The organism is Arthrobacter sp. 05T442 (assembly GCF_056395945.1).
The window spans coordinates 1-12,473 of record NZ_JBFTKM010000024.1; the positions used below are offsets into that span (position 1 = coordinate 1).

14 protein-coding genes and 1 riboswitch are annotated in these 12,473 nt (G+C 68.7%); of the genes, 12 read left to right on the forward strand and 2 right to left on the reverse strand.

Annotated features, from left to right (window positions below; translation table 11 throughout):
* Positions 1–1,019: DUF222 domain-containing protein (locus AC1DES_RS17190; RefSeq protein ID WP_476896917.1), on the reverse strand; the 1,019-nt coding region annotated here is incomplete at its 3' end.
* A 316-nt stretch (positions 1,020–1,335) separates the two neighbouring features.
* Here AC1DES_RS17190 and def point away from each other — a divergent pair.
* From def to hisF, 12 genes are all read left to right on the forward strand, one after another.
* Positions 1,336–1,932 (forward strand): peptide deformylase, encoded by a 597-nt coding sequence (def, locus tag AC1DES_RS17195; protein ID WP_476896918.1) that lies wholly within the window; start codon positions 1,336–1,338, stop codon positions 1,930–1,932.
* The gene (gene fmt, locus AC1DES_RS17200; RefSeq protein ID WP_476896919.1) at positions 1,929–2,849 is read left to right on the forward strand and encodes a methionyl-tRNA formyltransferase; all 921 of its coding nucleotides are present in this window, start codon (positions 1,929–1,931) and stop codon (positions 2,847–2,849) included. Before def ends, fmt begins: the two co-directional genes overlap by 4 nt.
* Positions 2,846–4,429, forward strand: a complete 1,584-nt coding sequence (locus AC1DES_RS17205; RefSeq protein WP_476896920.1) for an RsmB/NOP family class I SAM-dependent RNA methyltransferase — start codon at positions 2,846–2,848, stop codon at positions 4,427–4,429. Before fmt ends, AC1DES_RS17205 begins: the two co-directional genes overlap by 4 nt.
* A 73-nt stretch (positions 4,430–4,502) precedes the next feature.
* Entirely contained in the window at positions 4,503–5,165 is a 663-nt protein-coding gene (rpe, locus tag AC1DES_RS17210; RefSeq protein WP_476896921.1) for a ribulose-phosphate 3-epimerase, read from the forward strand.
* Between the two features lie 155 nt (positions 5,166–5,320).
* Positions 5,321–5,471: riboswitch (FMN riboswitch) on the forward strand.
* 191 nt (positions 5,472–5,662) lie between these two features.
* Positions 5,663–6,874, forward strand: coding sequence for a bifunctional diaminohydroxyphosphoribosylaminopyrimidine deaminase/5-amino-6-(5-phosphoribosylamino)uracil reductase RibD (gene ribD / locus AC1DES_RS17215; protein ID WP_476896947.1), 1,212 nt, complete (start codon positions 5,663–5,665; stop codon positions 6,872–6,874).
* Positions 6,874–7,542, forward strand: coding sequence for a riboflavin synthase (locus AC1DES_RS17220; protein WP_476896922.1), 669 nt, complete (start codon positions 6,874–6,876; stop codon positions 7,540–7,542). Before ribD ends, AC1DES_RS17220 begins: the two co-directional genes overlap by 1 nt.
* A complete protein-coding gene (ribB, locus tag AC1DES_RS17225) occupies positions 7,539–8,312 on the forward strand; it encodes a 3,4-dihydroxy-2-butanone-4-phosphate synthase (RefSeq protein WP_476896923.1) in 774 nt (257 codons plus the stop codon). Before AC1DES_RS17220 ends, ribB begins: the two co-directional genes overlap by 4 nt.
* Before the next feature lie 14 nt (positions 8,313–8,326).
* Positions 8,327–9,025 carry a GTP cyclohydrolase II gene (ribA, locus tag AC1DES_RS17230; RefSeq protein WP_476896924.1) on the forward strand — a complete coding sequence of 233 codons (699 nt, stop codon included), beginning with the start codon at positions 8,327–8,329 and terminating at the stop codon, positions 9,023–9,025.
* Between the two features lie 73 nt (positions 9,026–9,098).
* A complete protein-coding gene (gene ribH, locus AC1DES_RS17235) occupies positions 9,099–9,584 on the forward strand; it encodes a 6,7-dimethyl-8-ribityllumazine synthase (protein WP_476896925.1) in 486 nt (161 codons plus the stop codon).
* An 84-nt stretch (positions 9,585–9,668) separates the two neighbouring features.
* Positions 9,669–9,932 carry a phosphoribosyl-ATP diphosphatase gene (locus AC1DES_RS17240; protein WP_211878609.1) on the forward strand — a complete coding sequence of 88 codons (264 nt, stop codon included), beginning with the start codon at positions 9,669–9,671 and terminating at the stop codon, positions 9,930–9,932.
* A gap of 105 nt (positions 9,933–10,037) precedes the next feature.
* On the forward strand, positions 10,038–10,880 hold the full coding sequence (hisG, locus tag AC1DES_RS17245; protein ID WP_476896926.1) for an ATP phosphoribosyltransferase: 843 nt from the start codon (positions 10,038–10,040) through the stop codon (positions 10,878–10,880).
* A 46-nt stretch (positions 10,881–10,926) separates the two neighbouring features.
* Positions 10,927–11,703: an imidazole glycerol phosphate synthase subunit HisF gene (hisF, locus tag AC1DES_RS17250; protein WP_476896927.1), complete on the forward strand. Its 777-nt coding sequence runs from the start codon at positions 10,927–10,929 to the stop codon at positions 11,701–11,703.
* A gap of 46 nt (positions 11,704–11,749) precedes the next feature.
* Here hisF and AC1DES_RS17255 read toward each other — a convergent pair whose 3' ends face one another.
* Entirely contained in the window at positions 11,750–12,394 is a 645-nt protein-coding gene (locus AC1DES_RS17255) for a TIGR03085 family metal-binding protein (protein ID WP_476896928.1), read from the reverse strand.
* Between the last annotated feature and the right edge of the window lie 79 nt (positions 12,395–12,473).

Sequence of the window (12,473 nt, forward strand, 5' to 3'; positions counted from 1 at the left end):
GATTCACCCTCAGGCGCCGTGCCCGGCGCCTGCGCGTTGCCGGTGCGGGGGTTGGTGGCGGTGTTCATGACCGTGAGGAGGTGCTCGAACTGGTCGGGGGTCGCGAAGATCTCCAGGCGGTGCAGGCCGTGGCGGTTCCGGCGGATGAAGGCGCCCTGGAGCTGGCGCAGCAGTTCCTCGGAGGGTTCGGCGCCGTCCTGGTCCATCGCGTCCGCCCAGCGGCGTGCGACCCGGACCAGGAAGTCCGCGTCGTTCCCGGCCGCGGTGCTCGTCAGGGCGTGCTCCATCCGGGCCGCGGCGTCCCCGTCGCAGGCGTGCCGGACCCGGTCCAGCGCGAGCGTGATGATCGTGGCGGCCCGGGACGCGACTTCCCCGGCCGCGACCGCGGCCCCGAGTTCCCCGCGCACGGCAGGCAGCGTCTCCCCGGCGAATCCCTGTCGGGGCAGGATGCTCTCGGCGAGGGAGAGCCGGCGCCGGGCCTCGGACGCTGCGATCAACAGCCGTGCCCGCAGGAACTCCACGGTGTTCCGGTACCCGTCATCCACCGGTTCCACCGGTTCCGCCGCACCCGACCGGGACGCCGCCCCGCCCCTAGAGACTCCGGCCGCCGTAACGGGCGAAGCACCATCCCCGGCCCGTGTCCCGCCAGCCGCGGTGGCCACAGCCGCCAACGTCGCCCCGCTCCCGCCGGAATCGTCCCGCCAGCCCGTCGTCCACGAGGCAGCACACTTCGCGGCGTCCGCCGCAGCCTGGCTCCGGGTCCGGTCCACCGCCGCGGCCGCCACGAGCTGGAGATACTCCACATGCCGCGACAGTTCCTCCACGCCGCCGGCGAACTCCGACGCCGCCCGGAAACCAAACAAAGCCGCGTCCTGCACCGCCGTCGAGCCCACGCGTTGGAGTGCAGCGAGAGCGCTGTCCAGGCCGGACGGTCCGGCAGGCGCGGTGCCCTGCATCGGGCCACGGTCCGCACCCTGCCCCTCGTCCTCAAAAGGAATGAAATCCCCGACGGCTTCCACAATCACAGTCTGCCAGTGGGCTCTGACAATAATGATGAAATGGCCGCTGTTGCGGCGTGACCGGCCGGCCTGACAGCAAAGAGACGGCCGTCAAGCGGGAAGCACCTTTGGGTGCAAGACACCCCGAGGCAATCGTCCAGGGCTTCGGCGCCAGACTGCCAGGCCGTGGGGCCGCACGGAGGGCCGCGGAAGCCCACACCCAGGCGAGGCCGGCCAGCCCCACCCTGACGGATCCGATGGCGAAAGCGGACCGGCCCTCAGGTGCAACTAAACTGGACTCGATTCCCTAGCCATCCACCGTGAGGACAGACTGCACATGGCCATTTTGAATATCCGCATCATCGGAGATCCTGTGCTGCGCACAGTCGCCGATCCCGTGACGGAATTCGGGCCTGAACTGGCGAAACTCGTAGCGGACATGACCGAAACCATGGAGGACGTCGACGGGGCAGGGCTGGCCGCGCCCCAGGTCGGCGTGAGCAAGCGCGTCTTCACCTACCGGATCGGCGGCGTAGAGGGTCACATCATCAACCCTGTGCTGGTGAGCAGCGAGGACTTCCAGCCGGACCAGGTCGAGGGCTGCCTCTCCATCCCTGGCCTCGGCTTCCCGGTCCGCCGTTACCGGCACACGACCGTCACCGGCGTCGACCTTCACGGTGATCCCGTCACGATCGAGGGGGAGGGCATGCTGGCGCGCTGTTTCCAGCATGAAACCGACCACCTGGACGGGATCCTGTTCACAGACCGGCTGGAAGGCGAGGACCGGAAGACCGCGTTGCGGGCCATCCGGAATGCCAACTACGACTCCATCACCGAGCAGACGACGGCGAAGCGCGCCAGGACAGTTGGATCGAGCTTCGGTTCCGGCGGCGCCGGGACGGGGAGTTTCGGCTCCTTCGGAAACTCACAGTGAGGGTACTCTTCGCCGGCACGCCGGCTGTCGCCGTGCCCTCCCTGGACGCCCTGGTCGACGCCGGCTTCGACGTCGTCGCCGTCCTCACCCGCCCGGATGCGCCGCTGGGCCGCAAGCGCATCCTCACGCCGTCGCCCGTCGCGGCCCGCGCCGCAGAGCTCGGTATCGACGTCATCCGGGCGTCCAAGGTCGACGCCGACGTGACGGCCAGGATTGCCGCAACGGCCCCGGATGTCGCCGCGATCGTGGCCTACGGGGGGCTTATTCCGCGCCCGGCCCTGGACGTTCCCCGCCACGGCTGGATCAACCTGCACTTCTCCCTCCTGCCGGCCTGGCGGGGAGCGGCGCCCGTCCAGCGGGCGCTCATCGCCGGTGACGACATCACCGGCGCTGTTACGTTCCTGCTCGAGGAAGGGCTGGACACTGGCCCCGTTTTCGGCACGCTCACAGAAACCGTCCGCTCCGATGACACTGCGGGGGCGGTGCTCGAGCGGCTCTCGCACAGCGGAGCCGTGCTGCTGACCCAGACGCTGTCCGCCGTCGACGCCGGCAAAGCTGCGGCCGTGCCGCAGCAAGGGGACGTGAGCCTGGCCCCGAAGCTGACCCTGGACGACGGCCGGCTCGACTGGCGGCAGCCGGCCTTGGCGATCGGACGGCGGGCCCGCGGGGTCACCCCTGAGCCCGGCGCCTGGACCACACTGGACGGGCAGCGCGTCAAACTGGAACCGGTCCTGCTCCGGCCCGAGGCGCCCGCCCTGAAGCCCGGCCAGTTGGAGATGGACGGGAAGAGCGTACTGGTGGGAACCGGCTCGCACCCGGTGGAACTCACCCGGATCCAGCCCTCGGGCAAGAAAATGATGACCGCAGCTGATTGGGCGCGCGGACAGGCAACACTTGAAAGCATGGTATTCGAATGAGCGAGTCGGGAACTAGTGGCAGCGACCGCGGCCGGGGCCCCCAGCGCGGAGGCGCCGGAGGCCAGCGCGGCGGCCAGGCCAGCCGCGGCCGGGATGGCAGCCAGCGCGATGCCAAGGGTCGGGAGCGCAACCGCGGCCAGCAGCGCGGATTCTCCGAGAGCGCCCCATCACAGCGCACCCGCAGCGCGGACCCTGCCAGGCTCGTGGCGTTCGAGGTCCTCCGCGCCGTCGCCGCCGAGGACGCCTACGCGAACCTCGTGCTTCCGGCCCGGATCCGGCATCACGGACTGGACAAACGCGATGCCGGCTTCGCGACCGAACTGAGCTACGGCGCCCTCCGCGGCCAGGGCACCTACGACGCGATCCTGGCACGCTGCGTGGACCGGCCGCTGGACCAGCTGGATCCCGCCATCCTCGATGCGCTCCGGATCGGCGTCCACCAACTGCTCGCCATGCGCGTCCCCGCGCATGCCGCCCTGGACCAGACGGTCGGCCTGGCCCGCGCAGTGATCGGGGCCGGGCCCTCGGCGCTCATCAATGCTGTGCTGCGCAAGGTCTCCGCCCGCACCCTGGCGGAATGGCTGGACCTGCTGACCGGCGAGGAGACAGACGAGACAAAGATCGCTGCCATCCGTTTCGCCCACCCGGAGTGGATTGTCCGCGCCATGCGGCAGTCCCTCGTGGCCCACGGCCGGCCTGTCGCCGAGATCGACGAGCTTTTGGAAGCGGACAATGCCGCACCGGTGGTCAACCTCGTGGCGCTGCCCGGACTCGGCAGCCTCGACGAGGCGCTGGAAGGCGGTGCCACCCCCGGGGAACTCGTCGAGGGCTCGGCACTTTCCAGTGGCGGAGACCTCGGCCGGCTCGCCTCCGTTCGGGAAGGCACCACCCGCATCCAGGACGTCGGATCGCAGCTCGTGGCCCGCGCGCTGGCCGCCGTCGACCTTGGAACCGGGGACGCTGGAAGCTCCAGCCCGGCCGGCGAACGATGGCTCGACCTGTGCGCCGGACCCGGCGGCAAGGCTGCCCTGTTGGGCGCACTCGCCCGGCAACACGGCGCCACGCTGCTGGCCAACGAACCGGCTCCGCACCGCGCCAAGCTGGTCCGGCAAGCCCTCGCCGCGGTGCCCCACGACGTCTGGCACGTGCGGACCGGAGACGGCCGCGAGATTGGCACGGAGATGGCGGAAAGCTTCGACCGTGTCCTTGTCGATGCGCCCTGCACCGGTCTCGGTGCACTGCGCCGGCGACCGGAGGCACGCTGGCGTCGCACGCCCAAGGACCTGACGGACCTCGGCCCGCTGCAGCGCGAACTGCTCAAATCCGCGCTGGCAGCCGTGAAGCCGGGCGGCGTCGTGGCCTACGTGACCTGCTCCCCGCACCCGGCCGAGACGACCGCCGTCGTGAGCGATGCGCTGCGCAAACGCGAGGACCTCGAGCTCCTCGACGCCGGGGCCGTACTGGACAGCGTCAGCCTCACCGGCCATCTGGAGGCGGGGCACGAACTCACCGCCCAGCTTTGGCCGCATGTGCACCGCACGGATGCCATGTTCCTGGCCCTCATCCACAAAAAGGCCTGATCAACAGGTGATACTGGGGTGCGAGTTGCCCGCGCCTTCAGCAGAACTTTCAGCAGAACGACAAGGAATTCTTATGACCCAGTGCTGCATCAACCCGAGCATCCTTTCCGCCGACTTCGCCAACCTTGAGGCCGAACTGCTCAGAATAAGCAACGCGGATGCCGTGCACGTGGATGTCATGGACAACCACTTTGTGCCCAACCTCTCGCTCGGGCTTCCCGTGGTCCAGCGGCTGCAGGAAATCAGCCCGGTGCCGTTGGACGCGCACTTGATGATCGAGCACGCCGACCGCTGGGCGCCCGCCTACGCCGACGCCGGTGTGGCCTCGGTGACCTTTCACGCCGAGGCATCGATCGCACCGATCAAACTGGCCCGCGAACTGCGGGCCCGCGGCGCCAAGGCGGGCCTTGCGCTCCGGCCGGGAAGCGCCGTGGAGCCTTTCCTGGACATGCTCGGTGAGCTGGACCTGCTGCTGATCATGACGGTGGAGCCTGGCTTCGGCGGCCAGGAATTCCTCGAGCTCACGCTGCCCAAGATCCGGCGGGCCCGCGCGGCAATCGACGCTTCCGGCTTCGACGTGGCGCTGCAGGTGGACGGCGGCATCACCGAGGAGACCATCTGGCGTGCCGCCGAGGCCGGCGCCGACGTCTTTGTGGCAGGATCCGCGGTCTACGGCGCCGCAGACCCGGCCAAGGCTATCGAGAGGCTCCGGGAGGCCGGCCGCCGCTCGTTCTGAGCCCGCTCCCGCGGCCTCGCTGGCGCGGCCAGTCCGCCGCGTCCTGTGCCAGGCGCCGTATTCACTGCGCCGCTCCTCGACATGACGCAGACCGTAACCTCCGGCAGCGGGAATAGCCTGGTGCGGCCTGAGGTTGTGTCAGAATAACAACACACATACGTGCTCCGGGGTCGGTGTAAGTCCGAACCGGCGGTTATAGTCCGCGACCCGCGCGCCGGCGCTTCCCCCAGGGGAAATGCCGGCAGACGGTTGAACTGGTGGAATTCCGGTACCGACAGTTAAAGTCTGGATGAGAGAAGCACGTACAGCTGTTACTGCGGCGTCCTATTGGCGCCGCAGTATTGTGCTGTCGTCTACCCCCGGAGCCATCGCGGTTCGTGAGGGAAGGAACGACACACACATATGAACTTTCTGCGATGGCTCTTCACCGACGCTGCTGGCGCCGGAGGCCCGGTGACGGGCAGATGAGCTTTGAACAACAACATGATGCCAGCCCTATGGGGGACGCCGGCACGGGTTTGTCCGGCGCCGGATTCAGCGCCGCCGAAACCGCAGCCATGGAGGCGGCACTGCTCGTCGCCGCAGAGGGCCCCCGCGGAGCGAACCCGCTCGTGGGCGCCGTCGTCATCGCCGCCGACGGAACGCAGCTGGTGTCCGGCCGCCACCGCGGGGCCGGCACCGCACACGCCGAAGCCGACGCGATCGCACAGGCGAAGGCCGCCGGTCATGACCTCCGCGGTGCCACGATCGTGGTGACCCTGGAGCCGTGCAACCACTGCGGACGCACGGGCCCCTGCGCGCAGGCCATCATCGACGCCGGAATCAGCGACGTCATCTACGCCGTCGACGACCCCCATGACCCGGCGGCAGGCGGCGCAGAGACGCTGCGTGCCGCGGGAGTCCGCGTCAGGTCCGGCCTGGCCGCCGACGCTGCGCTGGACCTCAACAGGCGCTGGTTCGCCGCAGTCGCCGCCCAGCGGCCGTTCGTCACGCTGCATATCGCGCAGACCCTCGACAGCCGCATCGCAGCCAGCGACGGGACCAGCCAGTGGATCTCCAGCCCGGAATCCCTCGCGGACAACCACGCGCTGCGCGGCCGGATCGACGCCATCCTCGTGGGCACCCAGACGGTCCTCGTGGACAATCCGCGGCTCACGGCACGCAATGCCGCGGGCGAAACGGCCGGCAAACAGCCGTTGCGCGCCGTCATGGGCTACCGCGAAATCCCCGAGGGTGCGGCCATCAATGGCGAGGACGGCAAGGTTCTGCACCTTGCCACGCGCGATCCCCGGGAGGCCCTGGACCAGCTGTTTGCCGCCGGCGTGCGGCATCTCATGGTGGAGGGCGGCTCCCGGATCCTGAGCGCGTTCCTTGCGGCCGGCCTCGTGGACGAGCTCATCGTGTATCTGGCCCCGACGCTCCTCGGCTCGGGCACCCCCGCCCTGGAGGACCTGGGCATCACCACCCTGGCCGATGCCCAGGAGTGGGAGTGGGATCCGGCGTCCGGGGGCGCGGTCAGGATGCTCGGCCGCGACCTGCGGCTGCACCTCCGCCCGGCCGGCCTCACGGCCAGCGGACCGGAGGGCCACCCCCAGAGCGGGCCCGCGAGCAGCCCTGACACCCGCGCCGGCATGCCCGCCGGCACCATAACTTCACCCGATTCCACCCCGCACCGCACTGGCGCGGACACCGCCGCAGGAGGCAACTGATGTTCACCGGAATTATCGCCGAGCAGGGAAAGGTGCTGTCCGTTGAGCGCAACGGCAACGCCAGCGCCACCGTTCGGCTGCACGCCCCCGGAACCACCGACGGGCTCGCCCTCGGCGGTTCCATCGCCGTCAACGGCGTCTGCCTGACCGCAACGCAGATCGACGGCAAGGACTTCAGCGTCGACGTCATGGGCGAAACACTCAACCGCAGCACTATCGGTGAACTCCTGGCAGGTGACCCGGTCAACCTGGAACGCTGTGTCCCGGCCGGCGGCCGGCTGGACGGCCACGTCGTCCAGGGCCACGTCGACGGCGTCGGCGAACTGCTGGAGCGGGAGGCGCTCGGCAACTGGGACCGGCTCCGCTTCGGCGTGCCGGCCGGGCTGGCACGCTACATCGCGGAAAAGGGCTCCATCGCCGTCGACGGCGTATCCCTGACGGTGACCGCCGTCAGCCCGGCGCCGGAACAGGCACCGTGGTTCGAAGTGGGACTCATTCCCACCACGCTGGCCGAGACCGGCCTGGGCGCGAAACCCCTTGGCGGCCGGGTCAACCTCGAGGTGGACGTGCTGGCGAAGTACACTGAGCGCCTGCTTGCCTTTGCGGGCGGCCCGGCACGGGCAGCCGGCACCCGGGCAGCAGCTCACGTGGAGGGAGGCGCCGAATGAACCAGATCAAGAACCTGTCCGGACACATCCTGGACGACGGCGCCCTGAACGGCGCCGCCTCGCACGAGGCCGCCGCCCAGAACGGCGCCGCCCACGAGGCCGCCCTGCCTGCCGCGGGGCTGAACCCGCGGACGGGTCTGGATCCCATCGAAGAGGCCATCAGTGCCATGGCGGCAGGACGCCCGGTCCTGGTCGTGGACAACGAGGACCGCGAAAACGAAGGCGACATCATTTTCGCCGCGCAGCACGCCACGGCCGCGTTGATGGGCTGGACAGTGCGGTACAGCTCCGGCGTGATCTGCGTACCGCTCGCCGCCGAACGGGCGGACGCCCTCGCGCTGCCGCCGATGGTGGATATCAATGAGGACGCCAAGGGCACTGCCTACACGGTGTCCTGCGACGCAGCCGTGGGAGTCAGCACCGGAATATCCGCCACGGACCGGGCCCTGACCGCCCGGATCCTGGCGGACCCCGGGAGCCAGCCGAATTCCTTGACCCGACCCGGGCATGTTTTCCCCCTTCGCGCCGTTAAGGGGGGAGTGCGGCAACGCCCCGGCCACACCGAGGCGGCAGTGGATCTCTGCCGGCTGGCAGGCCTGGAGCCTGTGGGAGTGATTGCAGAGCTGGTGTACGACAACGGAGAGATGATGCGGCTGGACGGACTTCGCAGCTTCGCTATCGAGCATGGCTGCCCCCTGATTTCGATTACGGATCTGGTGGCCTACCTGGATGCGGGACAGCATGCCGGCCACGCAGCGGATCCGGCCTGATGGAGGAGATACAAATGACGACGTCCGAGACACGAGAAGAGATGTCCATGGCACGCCAGCCGCATCCGGTCAGCGCGGGACCGATCGTCCAGCTGCCCACGGCTTTCGGCGATTTTGTGGCCCAGGCCTGGACCGATCTGGCCACCGGAGCCGAGCACCTCGCGGTCAGTTCACCGATGCTGCCGGTCGACGGCAAGGCGCCGCTGGTGCGCCTGCATTCCGAGTGCCTCACCGGCGACGTGTTCGGCTCCTACCGCTGCGACTGCGGCGAGCAACTGGCCTACGCGCTGGAGATGATCAATGAGTTCGGTGGCACGCTGCTCTACTTGCGCGGCCAGGAAGGCCGCGGGATCGGCCTGGCGAACAAGATGAAGGCGTACGCACTCCAGGAAGCGGGCTTCGACACCGTGGAGGCAAATGAGCAACTGGGACTGCCCGTCGACGCCCGTTGCTACAAGGCAGCGGCCCAGATCCTGGCGGAGATGGGACTCCATGAGGTGCGGCTCCTGAGCAACAACCCGGACAAACAGGACAGGCTCGCGCTGGCCGGAGTCCGGGTGGTGGAAATGGTTCCGACCGAGGTGCCGTCGCGGGAGCAGAATATCCGCTACCTGCAGACCAAGAAGGACCGGATGGACCATCTGCTGGTCCTCGACGTCCAGCCTGCGGCGCCGGCGGCGGGCCAGCGCGGTTTTGAACACGAACAAGACTGACCGCGGCCCGGCCACGTAGAGCAACACCCACAGCACCGCCCCGCAGACCGAAAACTACAGCAAGGATTCACGCATGAGTGGACACGGCGCACCCCAGATTGACCTCACCACGTTCCAGCCCGAAGAAACGTCCCGGCTGAAACTGGCCATTGTGGCCGCAAGCTGGCACACCAAGATCATGGACGGCCTGCTTGACGGCGCCCTGCGCGCGGCAAAGGACGCCGGCATCAGCGAACCGACGGTTCTGCGCGTTCCCGGCACCTTTGAGCTCCCCGTGGCCGCCGCCCGGCTGGCACCGCACTTCGACGCCGTCGTGGCGCTCGGCGTCGTGATCCGGGGCGGAACCCCGCACTTTGAATACGTCTGCGAGGCCGCCACCCTGGGCCTCACCGAGGTCAGCGTGCGCACTGGCGTGCCCGTGGGCTTCGGCGTGCTCACGTGTGACACGGAGCAGCAGGGAATCGACCGCGCCGGGCTTCCGGGCTCCACCGAGGACAAGGGGCACGAGGCCGTCACGGCCGCCCTGGCCACCGCCGTGACGCTCAGGCAGTTCAGCTAGCCGCATGTGTCTTCACTCACATCCTGCCCGTCATGCAAGGGGCCGGCAGGCACGGTCCCGCCCCGAACAAGTAGGCTGGAGCGTGTGAAGAATTTCGAGTCGCTGTTCGCAGAACTGAGTGAGAAGGCAGCCGCACGCCCGGACGGCTCCCGCACCGTCGCAGAACTGGATTCCGGAGTCCACGGCATTGGCAAGAAGGTCGTGGAGGAAGCAGCCGAGGTCTGGATGGCTGCCGAGTATGAATCCGATGAAGCCGCCGCGGAAGAAATTTCGCAGCTGCTCTACCACCTGCAGGTTCTCATGCTCGCCAAAGGACTCAGCCTGGAAGACGTCTACAAGCATCTCTAGCCACGTCAGCGGCGGACGCCGCCTGGACCATTCCGGGCAGAACCGTCGTGTTGCGTGGCCCGGTTTGCCTGCGTAGCCACTTCCTAACCCAAGAAAGACCCCCCAATGCTGAGAGTTGCCGTCCCGAACAAGGGATCCCTGTCCGAAGCCGCCTCCGCCATGCTCGCCGAGGCCGGCTACCGCCAGCGCCGCGACACCCGCGAACTGGTCATGGTTGACCCTGACAACGACATCGAGTTCTTCTTCCTCCGCCCACGTGACATCGCCGTGTACGTCGGCCAGGGAACGCTCGACGTCGGCATCACCGGCCGCGACCTGCTCCTGGACGCTGAGGTTGAGGCGGAGGAGCTGCTGCCGCTGGGCTTCGCGGCCTCGACGTTCCGCTTCGCCGGCCCGGTGGGTGACTTTGAGTCCGTCGAACAGCTCGAAGGGAAACGGCTCGCCACGAGCTACGACGGCCTGCTCCGCGGCTACCTCGCCGAGCGCGGCATCAAGGCCAAAGTGGTCCGCCTCGACGGGGCCGTCGAATCCTCCGTGCGCCTCGGCGTCGCGGACGCGATCGCCGACGTCGTCGAGACCGGCAACACCCTCAAGGCCGCCGGCATGGAGATTTTCGGCGAGCCGATCCTGCGCTCCGAGTCGGTGCTGATCGGCCGCAAGGGCGAGCAGAACCCGGCCGCCGAAGTGCTCATCCGCCGGCTCCAGGGCGTCCTCGTGGCCCGGCAGTACGTGCTCATGGATTACGACATCCGCAAGGAACTCATGGAACAGGCCGCCGCGTTGACGCCCGGCCTGGAATCGCCCACGGTCTCGCCGCTGCGCGATTCGGACTGGGTGGCCGTCCGGTCGATGGTCCCCAAGAAGGACACCAACCGGATCATGGACGAGCTCTACGACCTCGGAGCCCGCGCCATCCTGGTCAGCAGCATCCATGCCTGCCGGATCTGAGCCCAGCACCCCACCGGAGTTCCTTCAGCAAACATCAGGAGAAGTCATGACTGTTGCCGTGCGCGTCATCCCGTGCCTCGACGTCGATGCCGGCCGCGTGGTCAAAGGCATCAACTTTGAAGGACTCCGCGACGCCGGGGACCCCGTGGAGCTGGCCCATCGCTACGACAACGGCGGCGCCGACGAGCTCACCTTCCTCGACGTCACCGCCTCCTCGGGTAACCGGGAAACCACCTTCGACGTCGTCCGCCGCACCGCAGAGGAAGTCTTCATTCCCCTGACCGTCGGCGGCGGCGTCCGGGGCGTGGCGGAAGTAGACAGGCTTCTGCGCTGCGGCGCGGACAAGGCGGCCATCAACACCGCCGCCGTGGCCCGGCCGGACGTGATCGACGAGATCACCCGGCACTTCGGCTCCCAGGTCCTCGTGCTGTCCGTCGACGCGCGGCGCACCCGCCCCGGCTCCGAACCCACGGCTTCCGGCTTCGAGGTCACCACGCACGGCGGACGCCAGGGCACAGGGATCGACGCGATCGCGTGGGCGCGCGAAGCGGCCGACCGCGGGGTGGGGGAGATCCTGCTCAACTCGATCGACGCCGACGGCACCAAGGACGGCTTCGACCTCGAACTCATCCGCCTGGCCCGGGCCGCGGTCAAAGTTCCCATCATCGCGTCCGGCGGTGCGGGCAAGCCCGAGCACTTCCCGCCGGCCGTGGCCGCCGGTGCTGATGCCGTCCTGGCGGCGTCGGTGTTCCACTTCGGGCCCTTCGATATGATTGCCCAGGTCAAGGCCGCGATCCGCGAAGCCGGCTTCGTCGTCCGCTAATCCCCACCGGCCCTCAATCGGGCGTTGCTCTTGCTGGGGGAGGGTTTTAGAGTCCGACTTCTGCGGACTGCAGGAGCGCGACGGCGTCCGGCTGGCCTTCGAACGTCACGAGCGCGTGGCGGGTGCGGCCATGGGCGTGCATCAGGAGTTCGCCGGGCTCACCGACGATCGCCACCGAGACCGGTGCGCGTTTGGCCACATGCCGGGGACCGGAGGGGCGCACCAGTACGATGCCCAGGTCCACACCGCGGTAAAGGATGGCGGCACGCTTGATGAGCTCAGCCCACAAGGCGTCCGAGTAGGCCTCGTCCAGGGCCCTTGGCGCCCAGCGTTCCACTGCGCGGCGGACGTCTTCGGTGTGCACGAAGTACTCGATCAGGTTGGAGCTTTCGTCCAGGGCCTTGATCTTCAGGGGGGAGAGCGCCGGGGGGCCGGCACGGAAAGCGTTCACCAGCCGGGCGTAGTCTTCGGGGGTTTTGAGCTTTGCGGCCAGTTTTGCCGTGGCGGCGTCGGACGCCTTGGACAGCCGCTTGATCAGCAGGCCCAGACCGACGGCGGCTTTCCGCTCACGAAGGTAGAGGTGGGCGGCGAGGTCCCGGGTCAGCCACCCTTGGCAGAGCGTGGCGGAATCAGGGCCGGCTGCCAGCAGTGTTTCGGCCAAAACTTCTCGGGACGGATCGACGAAATGCATCACTTGTGAAACTAGCACGAGACGGCGGCGCCTGCGCACACGAACCCCGGCCGTTTTGCCCGCCGCGGCCCACCAGCCG